The organism is Allobosea eneae, assembly GCF_042657265.1.
GTDB classification, from domain to species: Bacteria; Pseudomonadota; Alphaproteobacteria; order Rhizobiales; family Beijerinckiaceae; genus Allobosea; species Allobosea eneae.
On the sequence record NZ_JBHSLW010000026.1, the window covers coordinates 38,943 to 58,406 of the forward strand.

At 67.9% G+C, this 19,464-nt stretch carries 22 protein-coding genes and 1 other RNA gene; 9 read left to right on the forward strand and 14 right to left on the reverse strand.

Features of this window, described 5'->3' with window-relative positions:
- Window position 1: 1 nt before the first annotated feature.
- The 4 genes from recR to ffs form a co-directional block, all read right to left on the reverse strand.
- Window positions 2–607: a recombination mediator RecR gene (gene recR, locus ACFPOB_RS16325; protein ID WP_092157376.1), complete on the reverse strand. Its 606-nt coding sequence runs from the start codon at window positions 605–607 to the stop codon at window positions 2–4.
- 104 nt (window positions 608–711) lie between these two features.
- Window positions 712–1,032 carry a YbaB/EbfC family nucleoid-associated protein gene (locus tag ACFPOB_RS16330; protein WP_377799472.1) on the reverse strand — a complete coding sequence of 107 codons (321 nt, stop codon included), beginning with the start codon at window positions 1,030–1,032 and terminating at the stop codon, window positions 712–714.
- 15 nt (window positions 1,033–1,047) lie between these two features.
- A complete protein-coding gene (locus tag ACFPOB_RS16335; RefSeq protein WP_377799473.1) occupies window positions 1,048–2,898 on the reverse strand; it encodes a DNA polymerase III subunit gamma/tau in 1,851 nt (616 codons plus the stop codon).
- A gap of 121 nt (window positions 2,899–3,019) precedes the next feature.
- An RNA gene (gene ffs / locus ACFPOB_RS16340) (signal recognition particle sRNA small type) lies at window positions 3,020–3,116 on the reverse strand.
- A 232-nt stretch (window positions 3,117–3,348) separates the two neighbouring features.
- On the opposite strand from ffs, the gene rpmH reads away from it, so the two are divergent.
- The 6 genes from rpmH (at window position 3,349) to ACFPOB_RS16370 (ending at window position 8,491) form a co-directional block, all read left to right on the forward strand.
- Window positions 3,349–3,483: a 50S ribosomal protein L34 gene (gene rpmH, locus ACFPOB_RS16345; RefSeq protein WP_038364779.1), complete on the forward strand. Its 135-nt coding sequence runs from the start codon at window positions 3,349–3,351 to the stop codon at window positions 3,481–3,483.
- Window positions 3,484–3,536: 53 nt separating this feature from the next.
- Window positions 3,537–3,920, forward strand: a complete 384-nt coding sequence (gene rnpA / locus ACFPOB_RS16350) for a ribonuclease P protein component (RefSeq protein ID WP_377799474.1) — start codon at window positions 3,537–3,539, stop codon at window positions 3,918–3,920.
- A 44-nt stretch (window positions 3,921–3,964) separates the two neighbouring features.
- Window positions 3,965–5,854, forward strand: coding sequence for a membrane protein insertase YidC (yidC, locus tag ACFPOB_RS16355; protein WP_377799475.1), 1,890 nt, complete (start codon window positions 3,965–3,967; stop codon window positions 5,852–5,854).
- A gap of 120 nt (window positions 5,855–5,974) precedes the next feature.
- Window positions 5,975–6,607 (forward strand): CatB-related O-acetyltransferase, encoded by a 633-nt coding sequence (locus tag ACFPOB_RS16360; protein WP_377799476.1) that lies wholly within the window; start codon window positions 5,975–5,977, stop codon window positions 6,605–6,607.
- 150 nt (window positions 6,608–6,757) lie between these two features.
- Window positions 6,758–7,423 carry a ribosome biogenesis GTP-binding protein YihA/YsxC gene (gene yihA / locus ACFPOB_RS16365; RefSeq protein ID WP_377799477.1) on the forward strand — a complete coding sequence of 222 codons (666 nt, stop codon included), beginning with the start codon at window positions 6,758–6,760 and terminating at the stop codon, window positions 7,421–7,423.
- Between the two features lie 213 nt (window positions 7,424–7,636).
- Window positions 7,637–8,491 carry a VOC family protein gene (locus ACFPOB_RS16370; protein WP_377799478.1) on the forward strand — a complete coding sequence of 285 codons (855 nt, stop codon included), beginning with the start codon at window positions 7,637–7,639 and terminating at the stop codon, window positions 8,489–8,491.
- Window positions 8,492–8,494: 3 nt separating this feature from the next.
- Here the strand turns inward: ACFPOB_RS16370 and ACFPOB_RS16375 are convergent, their stop codons facing one another.
- The 5 genes from ACFPOB_RS16375 to ACFPOB_RS16395 form a co-directional block, all read right to left on the reverse strand.
- Window positions 8,495–8,947 carry a GNAT family N-acetyltransferase gene (locus ACFPOB_RS16375; RefSeq protein WP_377799479.1) on the reverse strand — a complete coding sequence of 151 codons (453 nt, stop codon included), beginning with the start codon at window positions 8,945–8,947 and terminating at the stop codon, window positions 8,495–8,497.
- Window positions 8,944–9,918 (reverse strand): cysteine synthase A, encoded by a 975-nt coding sequence (gene cysK, locus ACFPOB_RS16380; RefSeq protein ID WP_377799480.1) that lies wholly within the window; start codon window positions 9,916–9,918, stop codon window positions 8,944–8,946. Before cysK ends, ACFPOB_RS16375 begins: the two co-directional genes overlap by 4 nt.
- Before the next feature lie 106 nt (window positions 9,919–10,024).
- Window positions 10,025–10,477: an RrF2 family transcriptional regulator gene (locus ACFPOB_RS16385; RefSeq protein ID WP_377799481.1), complete on the reverse strand. Its 453-nt coding sequence runs from the start codon at window positions 10,475–10,477 to the stop codon at window positions 10,025–10,027.
- The gene (gene dut / locus ACFPOB_RS16390) at window positions 10,474–10,959 is read right to left on the reverse strand and encodes a dUTP diphosphatase (protein WP_377799482.1); all 486 of its coding nucleotides are present in this window, start codon (window positions 10,957–10,959) and stop codon (window positions 10,474–10,476) included. The genes ACFPOB_RS16385 and dut overlap by 4 nt, the downstream gene beginning before the upstream one ends.
- Window positions 10,960–10,965: 6 nt before the next feature.
- Window positions 10,966–12,234 carry a phosphopantothenoylcysteine decarboxylase domain-containing protein gene (locus tag ACFPOB_RS16395; RefSeq protein ID WP_377799483.1) on the reverse strand — a complete coding sequence of 423 codons (1,269 nt, stop codon included), beginning with the start codon at window positions 12,232–12,234 and terminating at the stop codon, window positions 10,966–10,968.
- 196 nt (window positions 12,235–12,430) lie between these two features.
- Between ACFPOB_RS16395 and ACFPOB_RS16400 the strand changes: the two genes are divergently transcribed.
- Window positions 12,431–13,138, forward strand: coding sequence for a CoA transferase subunit A (locus tag ACFPOB_RS16400; RefSeq protein ID WP_092157350.1), 708 nt, complete (start codon window positions 12,431–12,433; stop codon window positions 13,136–13,138).
- A 15-nt stretch (window positions 13,139–13,153) separates the two neighbouring features.
- Window positions 13,154–13,807, forward strand: coding sequence for a 3-oxoacid CoA-transferase subunit B (locus ACFPOB_RS16405; RefSeq protein ID WP_377799484.1), 654 nt, complete (start codon window positions 13,154–13,156; stop codon window positions 13,805–13,807).
- Between the two features lie 194 nt (window positions 13,808–14,001).
- On the opposite strand, the gene ACFPOB_RS16410 is transcribed toward ACFPOB_RS16405, so the two are convergent.
- On the reverse strand, window positions 14,002–14,916 hold the full coding sequence (locus ACFPOB_RS16410) for a LysR family transcriptional regulator (protein WP_377799485.1): 915 nt from the start codon (window positions 14,914–14,916) through the stop codon (window positions 14,002–14,004).
- 147 nt (window positions 14,917–15,063) lie between these two features.
- Here ACFPOB_RS16410 and ACFPOB_RS16415 point away from each other — a divergent pair, with 147 nt between their 5' ends.
- Window positions 15,064–16,260 carry an MFS transporter gene (locus ACFPOB_RS16415; RefSeq protein WP_377799486.1) on the forward strand — a complete coding sequence of 399 codons (1,197 nt, stop codon included), beginning with the start codon at window positions 15,064–15,066 and terminating at the stop codon, window positions 16,258–16,260.
- On the opposite strand, the gene bluB is transcribed toward ACFPOB_RS16415, so the two are convergent.
- From bluB to ACFPOB_RS16435, 4 genes are read right to left on the reverse strand one after another with little or no spacing between them, the layout of a single operon-like run.
- Window positions 16,257–16,889: a 5,6-dimethylbenzimidazole synthase gene (gene bluB, locus ACFPOB_RS16420; RefSeq protein ID WP_377799487.1), complete on the reverse strand. Its 633-nt coding sequence runs from the start codon at window positions 16,887–16,889 to the stop codon at window positions 16,257–16,259. The genes ACFPOB_RS16415 and bluB overlap by 4 nt on opposite strands.
- Entirely contained in the window at window positions 16,886–18,211 is a 1,326-nt protein-coding gene (locus tag ACFPOB_RS16425; protein ID WP_377799488.1) for a cobyrinate a,c-diamide synthase, read from the reverse strand. The genes bluB and ACFPOB_RS16425 overlap by 4 nt, the downstream gene beginning before the upstream one ends.
- Window positions 18,208–18,975 carry a precorrin-4 C(11)-methyltransferase gene (cobM, locus tag ACFPOB_RS16430; protein WP_377799489.1) on the reverse strand — a complete coding sequence of 256 codons (768 nt, stop codon included), beginning with the start codon at window positions 18,973–18,975 and terminating at the stop codon, window positions 18,208–18,210. Before cobM ends, ACFPOB_RS16425 begins: the two co-directional genes overlap by 4 nt.
- Complete coding sequence (locus ACFPOB_RS16435; protein ID WP_377799490.1) at window positions 18,972–19,352, reverse strand: cobalamin biosynthesis protein; 381 nt, start codon at window positions 19,350–19,352, stop codon at window positions 18,972–18,974. The genes cobM and ACFPOB_RS16435 overlap by 4 nt, the downstream gene beginning before the upstream one ends.
- Between the last annotated feature and the right edge of the window lie 112 nt (window positions 19,353–19,464).

Sequence of the window (19,464 nt, forward strand, 5' to 3'; positions counted from 1 at the left end):
CTCAGAAGCCCGTGCGCTGGCGGATCGCGGCCGCCAGCGTGCCGTCGTCGAGATAGTCGAGCTCGCCGCCGACCGGCACGCCATGGGCGAGCTTGGTCACCTTGATCTCGAGATGCGCCAGCAGGTCGGTAATGAAATGCGCGGTGGTCTGGCCCTCGACCGTGGCGTTGAGCGCGAGGATCACTTCCTTCACCGCCGGTTCCGAGGCGCGGGCGACGAGCGCGTCGAGCGTCAGGTTCTCAGGCCGGATGCCGTCGAGCGCCGAGAGCACGCCGCCCAGCACGTGATAGCGGCCGCCGACCGCGCCGGAGCGCTCCAGCGCCCAGAGATCGGCGATGTCCGCGACCACGACGATCAGGCTGTCGTCGCGGCGCGGATCGCGGCAGAGCCCGCACGGGTCGCTGGTGTCGACATTGCCGCAGGTCGAGCAGACGACGATGCGCTCGCGCGCCACCGCCATCGCCTCGGCCAGCGGGCCGAGCAATTGCTCGCGCTTCTTGACGAGATGGAGCGCGGCGCGCCTGGCCGAGCGGGGGCCCAGGCCCGGCAATTTGGCCAGGAGCTGGATCAGGCGCTCGATCTCGGGGCCGGCGATGGCTTTCGACATGGGTCTCTGGGGCGTCATGGTCGGCCTTGAGCCGACCATCTCGGGACAAGAGGCATTCTGCAAGAGATGCCCGGGTCAAGCCCGGGCATGACGGCCTTCGACCCTCAGAACAGCTTCATGCCAGGCGGGATCGGCAGGCCGCGGGTAACCTCGGCCATCCGCTCCTGCACCGAGCGCTCGGCCTTGGTGCGGGCGTCGTTGCTGGCGGAGATGACGAGGTCCTCGAGGATCTCCTCCTCGCCCTGAACCATCAGGCTCGGGTCGATCTTCACCGATTTCAGCACGTTCTTGGCGGTCATCACCACCTTGACCAGACCGCCGCCGGCCGAGCCCTCGAATTCGAGCGTCTCGAGCTGGGCCTGCATGTCGGCCATTTTCTTCTGCATGTCCTGCGCCTGCTTCATCAGGCCCATCATGTCGCGCATGGCGGCGCTCCCTCGTCAGTTGTCGGTCCAGAATTCGACGCCGTCGAAATCGGGCTCGCTGTCGTCGAAGAGCGGCTCGGTTTCCGGCAGATCCTCGTCGCCACCGGCAGTAGTGGCCGGCGTCTCGGCTTCCGCCGCGCGCGGATCGCGGACGTCGACGATGCGTGCGCCCGGGAAACGCTCCATCACCGCGCGCACGGCCGGGTGGTTGGCGGCGTCGTTCTCGCGCTTGTCGCGCGCCGCCGCCGCCTGCTCGCGCAGTGTCGCCGTGCCCTCGGCGTTGACGACGGCAACCAGCCAGGTCTGGCCGGTCCATTCCTTCAGCCGCTTCGACAAATCGTTGGCGAGCATGCGGTTGCCATGCTCGGCCAGCGCGAACTCGATCCGGCCCTGCTCGAAGCGCACCAGGCGGACATCGCGCTCCAGCGCCAGCTTCATGGTGATGTCGCGCTGGCGCGAGGCGAGCGCGACGACCTCCTCGAAGCTCTGCGGCTGCGGCAGGGCGCTGGCGCGCGGCTGCGCGGCGGCAGGCATCGGATTGGCGCTGGCCAGCACCGGGCGGGCCGCGAGCGCGGTCGCACCACCGCCCGAGGGCGAGCGCGGCGCGGGCGAGCCATTGCCACCGACGGCGCCACTGCCGTCGCGCAGCATCCGCAGTGCCTCGTCGGGCGTCGGCAGGTCGGCGGCATGGGCGAGGCGCACCAGCGCCATCTCGGCGGCCATCACCGGCCGGTCGGCCTGGCGGACTTCGCCGATCGCCTTCAGCAGCATCTGCCAGGCCCGCGCCAGCACGCGGATCGACAGGCGCTGTGCGAAATCGGCGCCGCGCACCCGCTCGGCCTGGGACAGGCTATTATCCTTGGCCGCCTCCGGCACGAGCTTGAGGCGGGTGACGAGATGGCTGAACTCGGCGAGGTCGGCGAGCACCACCGCCGGATCGGCGCCGGCGTCGTATTGTGCCCTGAGCTCGGTCAGGGCGCCGGCGATGTCGCCCTTCATCGTGAGCTCGAACAGGTCGATCACGCGCGCCCGGTCGGAGAGACCGAGCATCGTGCGGACCTCGTCCAGGGTGATCCTGCCGCCGGCATGGGCGATCGCCTGGTCGAGGATCGAGAGCGAATCGCGCACCGAGCCCTCGGCGGCGCGCGCCACGGCGGCGAGCGCCTCCTCCTCGGCCTCGATCCCTTCCGCCCGGCAGATCTTGTCGAGATGGCCGACCAGCAGCGCCGCATCGACGCGGCGCAGGTCGAAGCGCTGGCAGCGCGACAGCACCGTCACCGGCACTTTCCGGATCTCGGTGGTAGCGAAGATGAACTTGGCGTGCGGCGGCGGCTCCTCCAGCGTCTTCAGGAAGGCGTTGAAAGCGCCCCCCGAGAGCATGTGGACCTCGTCGATGATGTAGACCTTGTAGCGTGCGCTGGTCGGGGCGTAGCGCACCGCGTCGTTGATCTGGCGGACATTGTCGACGCCGTTGTTCGAGGCGGCATCGATCTCCATCACGTCGATATGCCGGCCTTCGACGATTGCCTGGCAATGTACGCCGAATTGCGAGAGATCGGTGGTCGGCGCGCCCGTGCCGTCGGCATTCTGGTAGTTCAGGGCGCGCGCCAGGATGCGGGCGGTCGTCGTCTTGCCGACGCCGCGCACGCCGGTCAGCATCCAGGCTTGCGGGATGCGGCCCGCCGCGAAGGCGTTGGTCAGCGTCCGGACCATGGCGTCCTGGCCGATCAGGTCGCCGAAATGCGCCGGCCGGTACTTGCGCGCCAGCACGCGATAGCCCGCGGGCGCTGCCGCCGGGGTGGGCGCTTGAGCCATGCCGGGGAAGCCCGGCTCGTCGGCGGGGACGATTTCGTCGGTCATGACCATGCTTTCGCCAATCGCGGCGCGGTGGTCAACGCCGCATCTGCCGCAGGCGGCGCGAACACGTCAGCAATGTGAGAGAAGATGAGCAATGTGAGAGAAGATGCGGCTCGCGAGCTCGCGCTGAAGTAGGAGGTTGGACGAAGACCCGTTCGGTCTCGTTACGGCTGCTTCCTTCCGGACCTGACCGGGTTGGCGAGTGAGACGTCCCTCGCCAACCTCCCGAGCGCTATATCGTCGCTTTGGCGCGCGAGTGCAAGTCCGCGGCAAAATGCGTCGCTGCGACGGCGCGGCGCAGGCGTTTCGGCATTGACTCGGGGTCTCCCATCCGCCATAAGCCCGCGACCTGCGCTGCCCCGGCAGCGCTGACCCTTATTGCATGACAGGCTTGGCTGGCGCGGGCTTTCCCTCCGGGAGCCGTGTTCGCCCTGCCGAACAAGGCCCCGGAGACGGACCGTGAAGAGAACCTATCAACCCAGCAAGCTGGTGCGCAAGCGCCGCCACGGCTACCGCGCCCGCATGGCGACCAAGGGCGGCCGCAAGGTCATCGCCGCTCGTCGCGCCCACGGCCGCAAGCGCCTGTCGGCCTGATGAACTCAAGGCGCGCTTCAGGCGCGCCCGTTCCGGAAGACTGGCCAATCGCCATGCGCCTCGCCCGTCTGACGCAACGCAAGGACTTTCTCGCGGCGGCCGAGCACGGTCGCCGTTTTCGTTCGTCCGCCTTCACCGCGCAGGTCCTCGACAAGCCGGAGCAGGAGGGTTTGCGCCTCGGCCTGACCGCCTCGCGTAAGACCGGCAACGCCGTGGTGCGCAACCGCATCCGCCGCCGCCTCCGGGCTGCCGCTGCACTTGCCCTCGCGGGGCAGACCGGCAAGCCCTGCGATCTCGTGATCGTCGCCCGACCAGAGACCGTGAGCGCCGCGTTCACGGCCATGGTCGCCGACATCGCGGTCGCGCTCGACCGCGCCCGCCCGAGCGGCGGCAAGCGACGCCCCGACCGGCGCTCCGCTTCGCGCCAAGCCTCATAGACGCCCGCCAGGGCCGCCAGCGAGACCGTTTTCAGACGATGATGATGAAAGAAGACAACCGCAATCTGCTGCTGGCGATCACGCTCTCGGTCGTCGTGCTGCTCGGCTGGCAATATTTCTACGGCCTGCCCCAGGCCGAGAAGCAGAAGCAGATCGCGCAGCAGAACCAGCAAACGCAGAGCCAGCAGGTAGCCCAGCCGTCCGGCGCGCCGACCACGCCCGGCACCGCTCCGGCTCCGGGGACCGCCCCGGCGCAGCCTGGCCAGGCGCCCGTCACGGCTGCGCCCGTCGCCGCGACTCGCGAGGCGGCGCTCGCGGCCGGCCCGCGCCTCAGGATCGATACGAGCAAGATCGCCGGCTCGCTCTCGCTGACCGGCGCGCGCATCGACGACGTCTCGCTCAAGGCCTATCACGAGACGGTCGATCCGAAGAGCCCGATCATCGTGTTGCTCTCGCCGGCCGGCGGGCCGAATGCCTATTATTCCGATTTCGGCTGGGTTGCGGGGCCGGGCGCCAATGTCGCTTTGCCGAACGCCAATACGGTCTGGACCGCCGACAGCCAGGTCCTGACCGCGGCCAAGCCGGTGGTGCTGAGCTGGGACAACGGCCAGGGCCTCACGTTCAAGCGCACCATCGCGGTCGATGACAATGCGATGTTCTCGATCCGCGACGAGGTCGAGAACAAGGGCGCCAACGCCGTCACCCTCTACCCCTATGGCCAGGTCGTGCGCGTCGGCAAGCCGGCGACGCTGGGCTATTACGTGCTGCACGAGGGCATGATCGGCTCGCTCGGCGAGCAGGGTCTGCAGGAATACACCTATGACGCCATCGACAAGGAGCCGGCGCTCGGCTCGGCGACGCATGGCAGGGCCTGGAAGGATGTCGTCGGCGGCTTCGTCGGCATCACCGACAAGTACTGGGCAGCGGCCGCCATCCCCGACCAGGGCAAGAAATACGAGGGCCGCTACTCCTCGGTGCAAACCGGTTCGGTGCGCACCTATCAGGCCGACTTCCTCGGCGAGGCCGTCAATGTCGCCCCGGGCGCTTCGGCCAGCGCCTCCTCGCGCCTATTCGCCGGCGCCAAGGAAGTCGCGGCGATCGACGGCTATGAGAAGAACCTCGGCATCAAGCGCTTCGAGCTGATGATCGACTGGGGCTGGTTCTACTTCATCACGAAGCCGATGTTCTACGTGATGGACTGGGTCTACAAGCATGTCGGCAATTTCGGCATCGCCATCCTGGTCGTGACCGTCCTGCTGAAGCTGCTGTTCTTCCCGCTCGCCAACAAGTCCTACGCCTCAATGGCGAAGATGAAGGCGGTTCAGCCGGAGATGATGGCGATCCGCGAGCGCTATGCTGACGACAAGATGAAGCAGCAGCAGGCGCTGATGGAGCTGTACAAGACCCAGAAGATCAACCCGCTCGCCGGCTGCTGGCCGGTGCTTGTGCAGATCCCGGTCTTCTTCGCGCTCTACAAGATCCTGTTCATCACCATCGAGATGCGGCATGCGCCGTTCTATGGCTGGATCAAGGACCTTGCCGCGCCGGACCCGACCAATCTCTTCAACCTGTTCGGCCTGCTGCCGTTCACACCGCCGGCCATGCTGCATCTCGGCATCTGGCCGATCCTGATGGGCGTGACGATGTTCGTGCAGATGAAGATGAATCCGGAGCCGCCGGATCCGGTCCAGAAGATGATGTTCACCTGGATGCCGGTGTTCTTCACCTTCCTGCTCGGCTCGTTCCCGGCCGGCTTGGTGATCTACTGGACCTGGAACAACCTGCTCTCGGTCGCCCAGCAGGGCTACATCATGAAGAAGCACGGCGTGAAGATCGAGCTGTGGGACAATCTCAAGGGCATGTTTAGCAAGAAGCCGGTCCCATCGACGCCGAGCGCCGCGACGCCAAAGCCCGCGAACAGCAACAAGAAGTGAGGCGAGGGGCGAAAGCCTTTGCCAAGACGGAACAGAACGCCGGATGTCGCAAGGCTCCGGCGTTTTGCGTTTCGCCTCCCGGCTTGTCCTAGGCGCCGGCTATATGCTTAGTGCCGCGCCATGCCACTTCCCGATCCCAAGACCCGCCATCCAATCGCCGGCTGGAAGGGCACGGCCTTCCTCAAGGCGGTGGTCGACCATCCGCTCGTCGAGGTCGGCGACTACAGCTACTATGACGACTCGCGCGGGCCCGAGCACTTCCTCGCCCGCTGCGTGCGCTATCATTTCGACTTCATTGGCGACCGGCTGATCATCGGCAAGTTCGTCGCGATCGCCCAGGCGGCGCAGTTCATCATGAACGGCGCCAACCACCCGATGGGCGGCTTCTCGACCTATCCGTTCGGCATGTTCGGCTTCGAGAACGTGCCCGACTTCACCCGCGACGGCCTCGGCCTGCGTGGCGACACCGTGATCGGCAACGATGTCTGGATCGGCCGCGAGGCGGTGATCATGCCCGGCGTCAGCATCGGCGACGGCGCGATCATCGGCACCCGCGCGCAGGTTTCGCGCGACGTTCCACCCTATGCCGTCGTCGTCGGCAATCCCGGCCGCGTCGTGAAGATGCGCTTTGCGCCGGAGGTGGTTGAGGCGCTGCTCGAGATCCGCTGGTGGGACTGGGAGCCGCAGAGGATCGCGCGCAACCTGCCGCTGATCGCCGGCGCGGACATCGACGCGCTGCGCGCTGCCGTGTAACAGCTAGACCATCCTCAGCCCTCATCCTGAGGAGCCGCGAAGCGGCGTCTCGAAGGATGCTTCCAGCGCGCTCTGGAGCATCCTTCGAGACGCAGCCTGACGGCTGCTCCTCAGGATGAGGGCTTCTGTTTTCTCCAACAGGCAGAAGCCATGACCTCGGATCAACATCTTCCTTTCAAGGACGACGAACTCGAATCCGCCCGAAAACTCTTCGAGGGGCCGTGGGATTTCGTCTGGGCCTCGACCCGCATCGACGACCTGCCGCCCATGGTCAGCCAGGAGATCGCCTTCGCCGGCCGCTCCAATGTCGGCAAGTCGAGCCTGATCAACGCGCTGACCCGCCGCAATGCCCTGGCGCGCACCTCGCACACGCCGGGCCGGACCCAGCAGCTCAACTTCTTCCGCCAGGTCGGCTATGACGAGCGCCTGACCATCGTCGACATGCCCGGCTATGGCTATGCCGCCGTCGGCAAGGAGAAGGTCGCGGCCTGGACGAAGCTGATCCACGACTATCTGCGCGGCCGCGCCAATCTGATGCGCGTCTATGTGCTGATCGACGCCCGCCACGGCATCAAGGACGTCGACGGTGACGTGCTGGAAACGCTCGACAAGGCCGCCGTGTCCTATCAGGTGATCCTGACCAAGGGCGATGCGCTCAAGAAGTCCGAGCAGGAGGCGGTGATCGAGGCGACGGCCGAGAAGATCAGGCGCCGGCCAGCTGCCTTTCCCGAGGTGCTGCTGACCTCCAGCGAGAAGGGGCTCGGCATCCCCGAATTCCGCGCCGCGATCGCGCGGACGCTGGCGGAGCGGGCCTGACGGCTTTGACCGCCAGTGCGAGCGCAAGCGAAGCATCCAGCTTGTAGAGCTCCTCGGTCCTGAGTCGCGTCGTCGCATCACTCGTCGCAATGACGGTGGAACAGCATTGCGGCTATGCAATCTCGGACTTGCCTCGCGAGGGGACGACAAGCGCGGCTGAGAGCCCCATCTTGCTGGCGTTCGGCCCTGCCGCCGCAAGTTTGGAGCAGCCCCATGTCCGTAGCCACCGACACCCAGGCCCAGCCCCGCAACGAGGCGCTCGACGCGCCCGTCCATATCGGCGCGGTGAGCCTGCGCGTGCGCGACCTTGCCGGGCTGACGGCGTTCTATCGCGATGCGATCGGGCTCTCGGTGATCGGGCAGGATGCCGACCATGCCGTGCTCGGTGCCGGCGGCGAGCCGCTGGTGAAGCTGGAAGCCGGCGCGCAGCACCCATCCTCGGCCGCCGGCCTGTTCCACATGGCGATCCTGCTGCCCTCGCGCCGCGATCTCGGCAATTGGCTCAGGCATGCAGCCGAGGCGCGCATCGGGCTGGAAGGCGCCTCGAACCATCTCGTCAGCGAGGCGCTCTATCTCTCCGATCCCGAGGGCAACGGCATCGAGGTCTATCGCGACCGCAGCCGCCCTGAATGGCCGCGGCTCGATGGCGGCCGGCTCAAGATGGCGACCGAGCGGCTCGATCTCGACGCGCTGCTTGGTGACGCCGACGGGCGCGCCTATGCCGGCATGCCGGAGGGCACCATCATGGGCCACATCCATCTGCGCGTCGGCGATCTCGCGCAGGCCGAAGGCTTCTATCGCGATGCGCTCGGCTTCGAGGTGATGGTGCACTATCCCGGCGCGAGCTTCATGGCGACCGGCGGCTACCACCACCACATCGCCACCAACACCTGGCACAGCCGCGGCGCCGGCCCACGCCGGGACAATGAGGCTGGCTTGTCGAGTTTCGAGCTTGTCGCGCGTGACGATGAGGCCCGCGCTGCGCTGAGCCGGCGCATGGCGGCGTCCGGTGGCGATGCGGCCTCGACCGTCGATCCCTGGGGCAACCGGATCACGCTGCGAGGCTAACTTTCAGCGCTCCAGCAGATGGCTGCGCCGTGTGCCGCCGCTGTCGGGCCGGAAACCCATCGCCTCCCAGAAGGCGGAGGCGCCGGCATCGGCGGCGTTGAGCGAGAGCCGCGGTGCCAGCGCAAGCCCCTGCTGGATCAGCGCACTCGCCAACGCGCGACCAACGCCTTCGCGCCGCTTGCCCGGCCGGACATAGACATGGCAGATGCGCAGCAGATCGGGCGCCGGGTCGTAAGGGTCGGGCGTCACCGCGCCGATCGCCGCCAAGATGCCCTCGCGATAGACGGCGACCAGCGTGCTCCGCTCGTCCGTGCCGGCATAGCGTCCGGCGTCCCAATCCTCCAGGATGCCTTCGACGAAACGGTAGCCTTCGGCCGCCGCCTCGTCCTGCAAGGCGGGCAGATCGTCCGGCAGGGCCTCGCTCAGCCGGACGATCTGCAGGCTCGCTGGGATCACAGACCTTCGAAGAGGGCGCTGGAGATGTAGCGCTCGGCGAAGGAGGGAATGATCACCACGATCGTCTTGCCGGCATTCTCCGGCCGAGCGCCGACTTCCAGCGCCGCGGCAATCGCCGCGCCCGAGGAAATGCCGGCCGGGATGCCTTCGGTCTTGGCGAGCGCCCGCGAGGTCTCGAACGCCGTCTGGTTGCCAACGGTGACGACCTCGTCGATGACGCCGCGGTCGAGGATGCCCGGCACGAAGCCGGCGCCGATGCCCTGGATCTTGTGCGGGCCGGGCTGGCCGCCCGACAGCACCGGCGAATCCTCCGGCTCGATCGCGACCATCTTCACCGACGGCTTCTTGGCCTTCAGCACCTGGCCGACGCCGGTGATGGTGCCGCCGGTGCCGACGCCGGAGATGACGATGTCGACCGCGCCATTGGTGTCGTTCCAGATCTCCTCAGCCGTGGTTTTGCGGTGGATCGCCGGATTGGCGGGGTTCTCGAACTGCTGCGGGATGATCGCGCCGGGAATCTCGTTCTTGAGCTCCTCGGCCTTGGCGACAGCGCCGCGCATGCCGCCGGGGCCGGGCGTCAGCACGAGCTCGGCGCCGAGGAAGGCCAGCATCTTGCGGCGCTCGAGCGACATCGTCTCGGGCATGACCAGGATGAGGCGATAGCCGCGCGCGGCGGCGACGAAGGCGAGCGCGATGCCGGTATTGCCCGAGGTCGGCTCGATCAGGGTGCCGCCGGGCTTCAGCGCGCCGGAGGCTTCGAGCGCGTCGATCATCGAGACGCCGATGCGGTCCTTGACGCTGGAGATCGGGTTGAAGAATTCGAGCTTGGCCAGGATCGTGGCGGTGACGCCGCGCTCAGCCGGCAGGCGGTTGAGCCGCACCAGCGGGGTATCGCCGATCGTGTCGGTGATCGAATCGTAGATACGGCCGCGGCCGGGGATATGGGCGGGCTTCTGCGCTGCATCGGCCATGGCGGCCTCCCTTGCTGTGCTCTTGGTGGTCAGTCTTGGCTCAAGAAACGGCGTTCAGGCTAGCATCAAATCACAGAATATGTCGAGAAATGAGGTATTTAACAGATCAGATCGTGAAATCTGTGCTGGCCATCGGTTCTCCGGTCGCGGCGCGCTCTTCGGCCTCGCGACAAAGATCGGCCACGGTGACGGCGTCGAGCCTGGCGAGCCAGGCTTCCATGGCCTGCTGCATCATCGGGTCGACCACGGCGTCCACCAAGGCCGAACGCGGCAGTGGCGGCAGGGTTTCGTCGGCATTGGCCTGCATCGCGGCGCGCACGATCTCGCCGGCGGTGATGCGACGGCGCTCACGCGCGAGTTCGTAGCCGCCGCGCGGCCCGCGCACGCCCTTGAGGATCCCGACCCTGACCAGCGCCTGCAGCACGGTTTCGAGATGGCGCGGCGGCAATTCATGCCGCGCCGCCAGTGCCTTGGCCGCAACCGGGGTGGGCCGGGCGTGCAGGGCGATGTCGACGACCGCGGTGACCGCCAGCAGGCTACGGCGCGAGAGCTGGATCATGCCTTGTCTCCAGCCGCCTGCCGCAAGGCGGAATCGCTCACTCCGGTCGAGCCGAAACCGCCGGCTCCGCGTTCGGTCTCGCTGAGCTCTGTGGCCGCGACGATTCCAACCTGCAGCACCGCGGCGACGACGAGTTGGGCGATGCGGTCGCCATGCTGGATGGTGAAGGCCTCCCGACCGTGATTGATCAGGATGACCCCGACCTCGCCGCGATAGTCGGCGTCGATCGTGCCGGGCGTGTTGAGCAGGGTGACGCCGTGGCGCAAGGCGAGCCCGGAGCGCGGCCTCACCTGGCCTTCTGTACCCTCCGGCAATTCGAGCACGAGCCCGGTCGGCACCAGCAGGCGCGCGCGCGGCTCCAATCGCAGCGGCCCGTCCGGCAAGGCGGCCCGCAAATCAAGCCCGGCGGCGCCTGCGGTCTCATAGGCCGGCAGCGGCAGGTCGTGGGCGTGCGGCAGGCGCCTGATGCGGAGCGTCGCCATCGACCGTCAGCCCTTATGCGCCAGCAGATCGGCGAAATGCGCGACGAGGCGCGTCGCCACCTCCGATTTGGGCAGGGTCGGCCAGGTCTCGACGCTGTCTGTGCTGACAAGGTGGACGGTGTTGCCGTCGCCGCCCATTACGCCGGTGCCGCCGACATCATTGGCGACGATCAGGTCGCAGCCCTTCTTCGCCAGCTTGGCGCGGGCATAGTCGACGACGTTCTGCGTCTCCGCGGCGAAGCCGACGACCAGGGCCGGCCGGTCAATCTCGCGCGCCGCGATGGTGGCGAGAATGTCGGGGTTCTCGACCAGAGCGAGGCTGGGCGGGCCCTTGCCGTCCTTTTTCATCTTCTGGCCGGCGGCATCGGCGCTGCGCCAGTCGGCGACGGCCGCAGCGAAGATCGCGATATCGGCTGGCAGTGCGCTTTCAGTCGCCGCCAGCATGTCGCGCGCGCTCTCGACATGGACGGTGTTGACACCGACGGGGTCGGGAATCGTCACCGGCCCGGAGATCAGCGTCACCTGCGCGCCCGCGGCCGCCGCGGCTGCCGCGATGGCGTGGCCCTGCTTGCCGGAGGAGCGGTTGGCGATATAGCGCACCGGGTCGATCGGCTCATGTGTCGGGCCGGAGGTGACGAGCACGCGCTTGCCCGCCAGCGGCTTCGGCCCGGATGGCGCGCCACCGGGCAGACGGCCCAGAAAGCCGATCGAGGGCGTCTGCCTGCTGTCGCCGGCGAGCGCCAATTCGATCGCGGCGAGCAGCTCATGCGGCTCGGCCATGCGGCCGGGGCCGCTCTCGCCGCGCTCGGCCATGGCGCCGGAATTGGGGCCGACGACGAGAACGCCGTCCTTCTGCAGCGTCGCCATGTTGCGCCGCGTCGCCGGATGCTCCCACATCCTGGGGTTCATGGCCGGAGCGATCAGGATCCGTTTATTCGTCGCCAGTAGCGCTGTGGAGGCGAGATCGTCGGCATGGCCGTTCGCCATCTTGGCGATCAGGTCGGCGGTGGCGGGCGCGACGACCAGGAGATCGGTCGAGCGCGACAGGGCGATATGGCCGATATCGGCCTCGTCCGTCAGCGAGAACAGATCGGTGAAGCACTTTTCGCCCGCGAGCGAGGACACCGCGAGCGGCGTGACGAACTGTTCGCCGGCCTTGGTCAGAATGCAGCGGCAGGCGATGCCGTGATCCTTCAGGCGCCGGATCAGCTCCAGGCACTTATAGGCGGCGATGCCGCCGCCGATGATCAGCAGGATGGAGCGGGAAGCGGACAAGGGCGTGGCTCCGGAAGGCAGGGCGCGCCGTTTGGTAGCATCGGCCGGGCCGGGCTGTCATGTCTCGCCATTAGCCGCTCTCGGCTGCGCATCGTCGCATGACGGGCGCGTCAGCGACTGATGTTGCAACCGCACCATGCGCTCGGCTAGTTGTTTTCGGGCGTCCCTTACGATCACCAGCGACGAAGGCATCCCGATGAAGAAGGTTTTTCCTGACGCCAAGGCGGCGCTCGCCGGCGTCGTCAAGGACGGCATGACCATCATGGCCGGCGGTTTCGGCCTCTGCGGCATTCCCGACACGCTGATCGAGGCGATCCGCGACTCCGGCGCCAAGAACCTGACCTTCATCTCCAACAATGCCGGCGTCGACGGCGCCGGCCTCGGCATCCTGCTCGAGACCAAGCAGATCAGGAAGATGATCAGCTCTTACGTCGGCGAGAACAAGCTCTTCGCCGAGCAGTATCTCTCCGGCCAGCTCGAGCTCGAATTCAACCCTCAGGGCACGCTGGCCGAGCGCATCCGTGCCGGCGGCGCCGGCATCCCCGCCTTCTTCACCAAGACCGGCGTCGGCACACTGATCGCCGAAGGCAAGGAGGAGCGCGAGTTCGACGGCGAGCGCTACATCATGGAGCGCGGCCTCTTCGCCGACATCTCGATCGTCCATGCCTGGAAGGGCGATACCGAGGGCAACCTCGTTTACCGGAAGACGGCGCGCAACTTCAATCCGATGATGGCTAGCGCCTCGCGCATGACGATCGCCCAGGTCGAGCATCTCGTCCCGGCCGGCGAGATCGATCCCGACCAAATCCATACCCCCGGCATCTTCGTGAAGCGCATCGTGCACGTCGCCAATCCGGTGAAGCGCATCGAGCAGCGCACCGTGCGCAAGCGCGAAACGGCCTAAGAGGAGATCACGCACATGGCCTGGACCCGTGAACAGATCGCCGCTCGCGCCGCCAAGGAGCTGAAGGACGGCTTCTATGTCAATCTCGGCATCGGCATACCTACCCTCGTCTCCAACTACATCCCCGACGGCATGAGCGTGCAGCTCCAGTCGGAGAACGGCATGCTCGGCATGGGCCCCTTCCCCTATGAGGGCGAGGAGGATCCCGACCTGATCAATGCCGGCAAGCAGACCATCACCGAATTGCCGACGACGAGCTATTTCTCGTCCTCGGATTCCTTCGGCATGATCCGCGGCGGCCATATCGACCTCTCCATCCTCGGCGCCATGCAGGTCGCCGAGAATGGCGACCTCGCCAACTGGATGATCCCCGGCAAGATGGTGAAGGGCATGGGCGGCGCCATGGACCTCGTCGCCGGCGTCAAGAAGGTCGTCGTGGTGATGGAGCACGTCGCCAAGAACAAGGACGGCTCGGAATCGCCGAAGCTGCTCAAGGCCTGCGACCTGCCGCTGACCGGCGCCGGCGTCGTCGACATGGTGATCACCGATCTCGGCGTCTTCACGATCGACGAGAATGGCGGCGGCATGACCCTGATCGAGCGCGCCGAGGGCGTGTCACTCGACGAGATCAAGGCCAAGACGGAAGCGCCGTTCAAGGTCGCGGTGTAGTTTCCTCGCAAAGGAAACCCGCTGTCTTTCCGGGGCAGGCCGCAGGCCTGAGCCCGGAACCCATGAACACGGCTCCTGATTACAAGGGCGGCAGCGCTGCCGCCTTTTTTTGATCGCCTTGCGGATATGGGTTCCGGGCTCGCGGCTTCGCCGCGCCCCGGAAAGACGGCGCGCGATATCGGAGGCAGCGCCCTCTAGCGGCACTCCGCGCAAAGCCGCGCCAGTGCTTCCGCGAAAGCGCGCGCGGCCGGGCCCATCGCCTCGTCGAGGCGGTGGGCGAGATAGGCTTCTGCCGGCAATTGCGCGTTCCGGCCGAGCGCCCCGGTCGCGACCCGGACCAGCCTGCCCTCAGTGAGATCGCGCTCGATCAGCCAGTGCGGCAGCCGCCCCCAGCCGAGTCCGGCCTGGATCATTGCATGCTTGGTGTCCTGCCCGGTGACGCGGCAGGTCTGCGGCGAGAGCACGTTGAAATCCTGCGCGCCCGAGATCGGCGTCGGGTCGATCTGGACGATCTGGAGATGCTGGGCGAGCTCGGAGCGGGTCAATTGGCGTCCATCGCCGGCCCGGGCGAGCGGATGCGTCGCTGCGACGACCGCGATCACCTCGATCGACGTGAGCGCCTCGATCGCGATGCGCGGGTCGCGAAAGTTCTCGCCGACGGTGATGGCGAGCGCGCTGCGTCGCTCCAGCAGCGCCGCGATCGGCCCGCCGAGCGGCTCGATGGCGAGCCGGATCGAGACGGAAGGATAGAGCTCGCGCAGGCCGGAGAGCGCTGCCCCGATCAGCGGAAACGGGAACAGCACGTCGATCGTCAGCGACAATTCGATCTCGACGCCCCGGCTCAGGCCATGGGCGCGGGCCTTCAAGGCGCCGACCCTCAGCAACACCTCCCTGATATCGGCGAGCAGAGCCTTGCCTTCCGCCGTGAGGGCAGGGCGATGGGCGGAGCGGTCGAACAGGGAAAGGCCGAGCTGAGCCTCGAGATTGGCGATGGCATGGCTGATCGCCGACTGTGCCCGCGACAGCCGCGCCGCGGCCGAACGGAAGCTGCCGGCTTCGGCTACGGTCACGAAGATTCGCATCTGGTCGAGGGTGAGCGCATCGAGCATGATCGATTTCCTTGATCGACTCGATGCTAATTATCTCACTTTTCGAGATCGGCTGAAAACCACATCTCCGGGCTACGCCGCAGCGCCATCCAAGGAGCCGAGCATGGCCGATCATCCCGCAGAGATCATCGTCGCAAGATCGCGCTCATGACGGCCGCCGTCTCAACACAGGATGCCAGGACCGACTGGCTCGCCGTCTCCGTGGTCGTCGCCAGCGGCATCGTTGCGGCGCTGCAGGTGGGCAAGGCGGCGATCGCGATGCCTTTGGTGCAGGCCGAGTTCGGACTGGATCTGGCTGCGCTTGGCTGGCTCGCCTCGATCTTCGCTGTGCTCGGCATGGTCGGGGGCATCCCGGTCGGCACGCTCGCCATCGCGCTCGGCGCGCGAAACGTCCTCCTGCTCGGCCTGCTGGCCGTGGCCGTCGGCGCTTTCCTGGGCGCGGCGGCGCTGCGCTTTCCGATGCTGCTCGCCTCGCGTGTCGTCGAGGGGCTCGGCTTCCTGCTGATCATCATTGCCGGGCCGGCCATCCTCCAGCGTGTCGCCAGCCCGGATCGGCGCGACCTCGCCATGGCCGTGTGGAGCTGCTTCATGCCGACCGGCATCGCGCTCGCCATGCTGGCCGGGCTTTGGCTGACAGATTGGCGTATGATCTGGCAGGTCACCGGCGTCCTCGCCGTTATTGCGATCGTGCTGACAGTGCTGATCGTGCCGAGGTCCGACAGCGGCGCTACGCCTTCCTGGATCGCCCTCGCTGGTGATGCCGGCGCGGCGCTGAGCGCGCGCGGGCCGCTGCTGCTGGCGCTGACCTTCGCGCTCTATGCGCTGATGTTCTTCGCCCTGTTTAGCTTCCTGCCTGTATTGCTGATGCAGCGCATGCAGGTCTCGCTGGCAACGGCCGGCCTGCTCAGCGCGCTTGCGACCATCGGCAACATCGCCGGCAATCTCATCGCCGGCCTGCTGCTGTCGCGCGGCGTCGGGCGGGTCAAGCTGATCATCGCCGCCAGCCTCGCCATGGGCCTGTGCGGGATCGGCATCTTCCTTGGCCTCTTGCCCGATACCGCGACCTTCCTGCTCTGCGTGCTGTTCGCTGCGGCGGGTGGGTTGATCCCGGCGACATTGCTCGCTTCCGCTCCGCTCGCCGCGCCGGCGGCACGGCTGTTGCCGGTCGTGGTCGGCCTGATGATGCAGGGCAGCAACCTCGGCCAGGTTGTTGGTCCCGTCGCGATCGGCGGCATTATCGAAGCGCTGGGCTGGCCTTCGGCGGCCGGGCTGGTCGGCGCCGCGGCGCTGCTTGCCATGCTGACGGCGCTTGGCCTGCGCAGTTCGCTGCGTCGGACAGCCTAGCGACCGCCGCTACGTCGCGGATCGTTCTCCCAGCCGGCGCGGACGAGTTCCGGCACGTCGTGCTCCTCCTCGGGATAGCCGAGGCAGAGATAGCCGATCAGCTTCCATTCCGGCGGTGTGCCGAAGATGGTCGCGATCTCGCAGGGATCGAGGATCGAGACCCAGCCGAGCCCGAGCCCATGTGCCCGGGCGGCGAGCCAGAACTGTGTGATCGCCGCCACCACCGAATAATCCAGCATCTCCGGCATGGTCCGGCGGCCGAGGCCGTGGCCCTGCGCCGTGGCGTGGTCGCAGAACACGGCGAACTGCACCGGCGCCTCGCGCAGGCCTTCGAGCTTGAGCCGGGCATAGAGCGCCGCGCGCTCGCCCTCGTACTCGGCCAGCGCATCTGCGTTGCAATGGGAAAAGCTCGCCTGAACCGCGAGGCGCTGCTCGGGATCGTCGACCCTCAGCCAGCGCCAGGGCTGCGAATGGCCGACCGAAGGCGAGAGCTGCATCAGGTCGAGCAACCCGGCGAGCAGCGCTTCCGGCACCGGCTCGTGGCGGAAGCGCCGGACATCGCGACGCCAGGCGAAGAGCTCGCCGAGCTTGTCGCGAAAGCCGTCATCGAAGACGGGCGTCGCGCTCACGCCCCCTCCCGCACCGCGATGGCGTGGAAGAACGAGCCCGAGACGAGGCCGCGGCGGCTGCCGGCTGGCGCGGGCGCCGAGCCATGCGGATCGGTGACCTCCGCGAAGGGCGGGTCCTCGCCCTGCGAGATCACGGTCGCATAGTGGAATTCGTGGCCGCTGAGCTGCGTGCCGGCGCGGCCGAGCGGCCCGTCCGTGGCGAGCACGGCGTTGCGATAGCCGAGGTTCATCTTGCGCCTGGCGAAGCTGGTCTCGACCGAGAGCAGCCCTGCCATGGCATGGCTCGCGCCGCCGGCGTCGATGAGAGTCTTGCCGAGCACCATATAGCCGCCGCACTCGCCATGGACCGGACGGGTGCGGGCGAAATCGCGCAGACCATCGAGAAAGCGCGAGGCGCCGGCGAGCCGGCCGGCATGCAGTTCGGGATAGCCGCCCGGCAGCCAGCAGGCGTCGCAGCTTTCCGGAGGCGGCTCGTCGGCGAGCGGTGAGAACGGCACGAGCTCGGTTCCTTGCGTGCGCCAGCCGGCCTCGACATGCGGGTAGACGAAGCTGAAAGCGGCGTCGCGGGCGATGGCGAGGCGCGTGCCCGGCGCGGGCAATGGCGCCAGCTGACGGGCGGAAGCCGGCAAAACGGTCGCACCCGCAGCCGCGACCACCTCATCGAGATCGACTGCCGCCGCGACCGCTTCCGCCAGCGCATCGAGCCGCTGATGCAGATCCTCGGTCTCGCCGGCCTGGACCAGGCCGAGATGGCGCTCGGGCAGGATCAGGCTGGCTTCGCGCGGGAGCGCGCCGAACACTGGCAGGCCGATTCGCTCCATGCCGGCCGCAGCCAGCCGGCGATGCCGCTCGCTCGCGACCTTGTTGAGGATCACGCCGGCGACGCGGATGCGCTTGTCGTAGAGCATGCAGCCGAGCGCGACCGCTCCCGCCGATTGCGCCTGGCCGGAGACGTCGACGACCAGCACCACCGGCCAGCCGAGCAGCGCCGCGATGTCGGCGCCGGTGCCGGTATGTCCGTCAGGGCCGGGCACGCCGTCGAACAGCCCCATCGAGCCTTCGGCGACGATAATGTCGGCCGCCCCGGCTGCCTCGTTGGCGATCTGGCCGAGCAGCGCGTCCGGCATCGCATAGCTGTCGAGATTGGCGCTGGGCGCGCCGGTCGCGGCGGCGTGGAAGGCCGGATCGATATAATCCGGCCCGCATTTCAGCCCGCGCACCTTGAGGCCGCGCCGGGTCAGCGCCCGCTGCAGGCCGAGCGTGATCGTGGTCTTGCCCGAGCCGGAGCGCGGCGCGGCGATGAGCAGGCCGCGGGTCGTCATGCCTGGCCTCCGCGCGGCCGGAAGCGGCGGTCATAACCGGTCGAATAGAGCGCGCTTTCGGAAAAGTCCTCGGCCGCCAGCGCCGGCCCGACCAGGATCAGCGCGGTCCGCTCCAGCTCGGCCGCCCGGACCTGATCGGCGATGTCGGAGAGCCGCCCGCGCAGGATGCGCTCCTCCGGCCAGGAGGCGCGGAAGACGATCGCGACCGGACAGTCGGCGCCATAGAAGGGCGTCAGTTCCTCCACCACCTGTTCGATCACATGGATCGAGAGATGGATCGCGAGCGTCGCACCTGATGCCGCGAAAGTCGCGAGCTTTTCCTTGTCGGGCATGGCTGAGGCACGGCCCGAGGTGCGGGTCAGCACCAGAGACTGCGCAACGCCGGGCAGCGTCAGTTCCCGCTTGAGCGCCGCCGCCGCGGCGGCGAAGGCCGGCACGCCCGGCGTGATCTCGTAGGGGATGCCGAGCTGACCCAGCCGGCGCATCTGCTCGCCGGTCGCGCTCCAGATCGAGATGTCGCCGGAATGCAGCCGGGCGATGTCCTTGCCCGCGGCATGAGCGGCTTCGATCTCGGCGACGATCGCGTCGAGATCGAGCGGGGCAGTGTCGATGATGCGTGCGCCCGGCGGGCACCAGCCCAGCATCGCCTTGGGGACCAGCGAGCCCGCATAGAGGCAGACCTGGCAGGCGCCGATCAGCTCGCGTCCGCGCAGGGTGATGAGGTCGACCGCGCCAGGGCCGGCACCGATGAAATGGACCGTCACGCGACGCTCCGGGCAAGGGCGCAGGTGACACGGGCGGTGGCGATGCGCGGCTGGATCAGAGTGGCGCCCGGTCCGGCCGCAGCGAGCGCGGCAGCCTCGGCCACCGAGCCGACGCCGTAGAGCCCGGAAATCCGGGTCGAGCGCGTGGCGCAGGCGGCCTCGAAGCCGGCGAGCGCTTCGTCGGGGATGGCGACGAGGGAGAGGTCATGCGCCTGCGCCACTGCCGCCAGCCCCGGCTCGTCCAGGCGCGAGGCAAGGGTGGCGAGGCGCTTGATCGCATTCGGTTCGAGTCTTGCGGCCCTGAGTGTCTGGCGCAAGCAGTCGAGAATATCAGCCTCCGACGTACCAGGGCGCAGCCCGATCCCAGCCGTGATCATGCCTCCGACCTCTCCCGGTCATCCCGGACGGAGCGTAGCGGAGATCCGGGATCCATTCCGGAACCTCCTTCGGAAAAGCTCCGGAATGGATCCCGGGTCTCCCTTCGGTCGC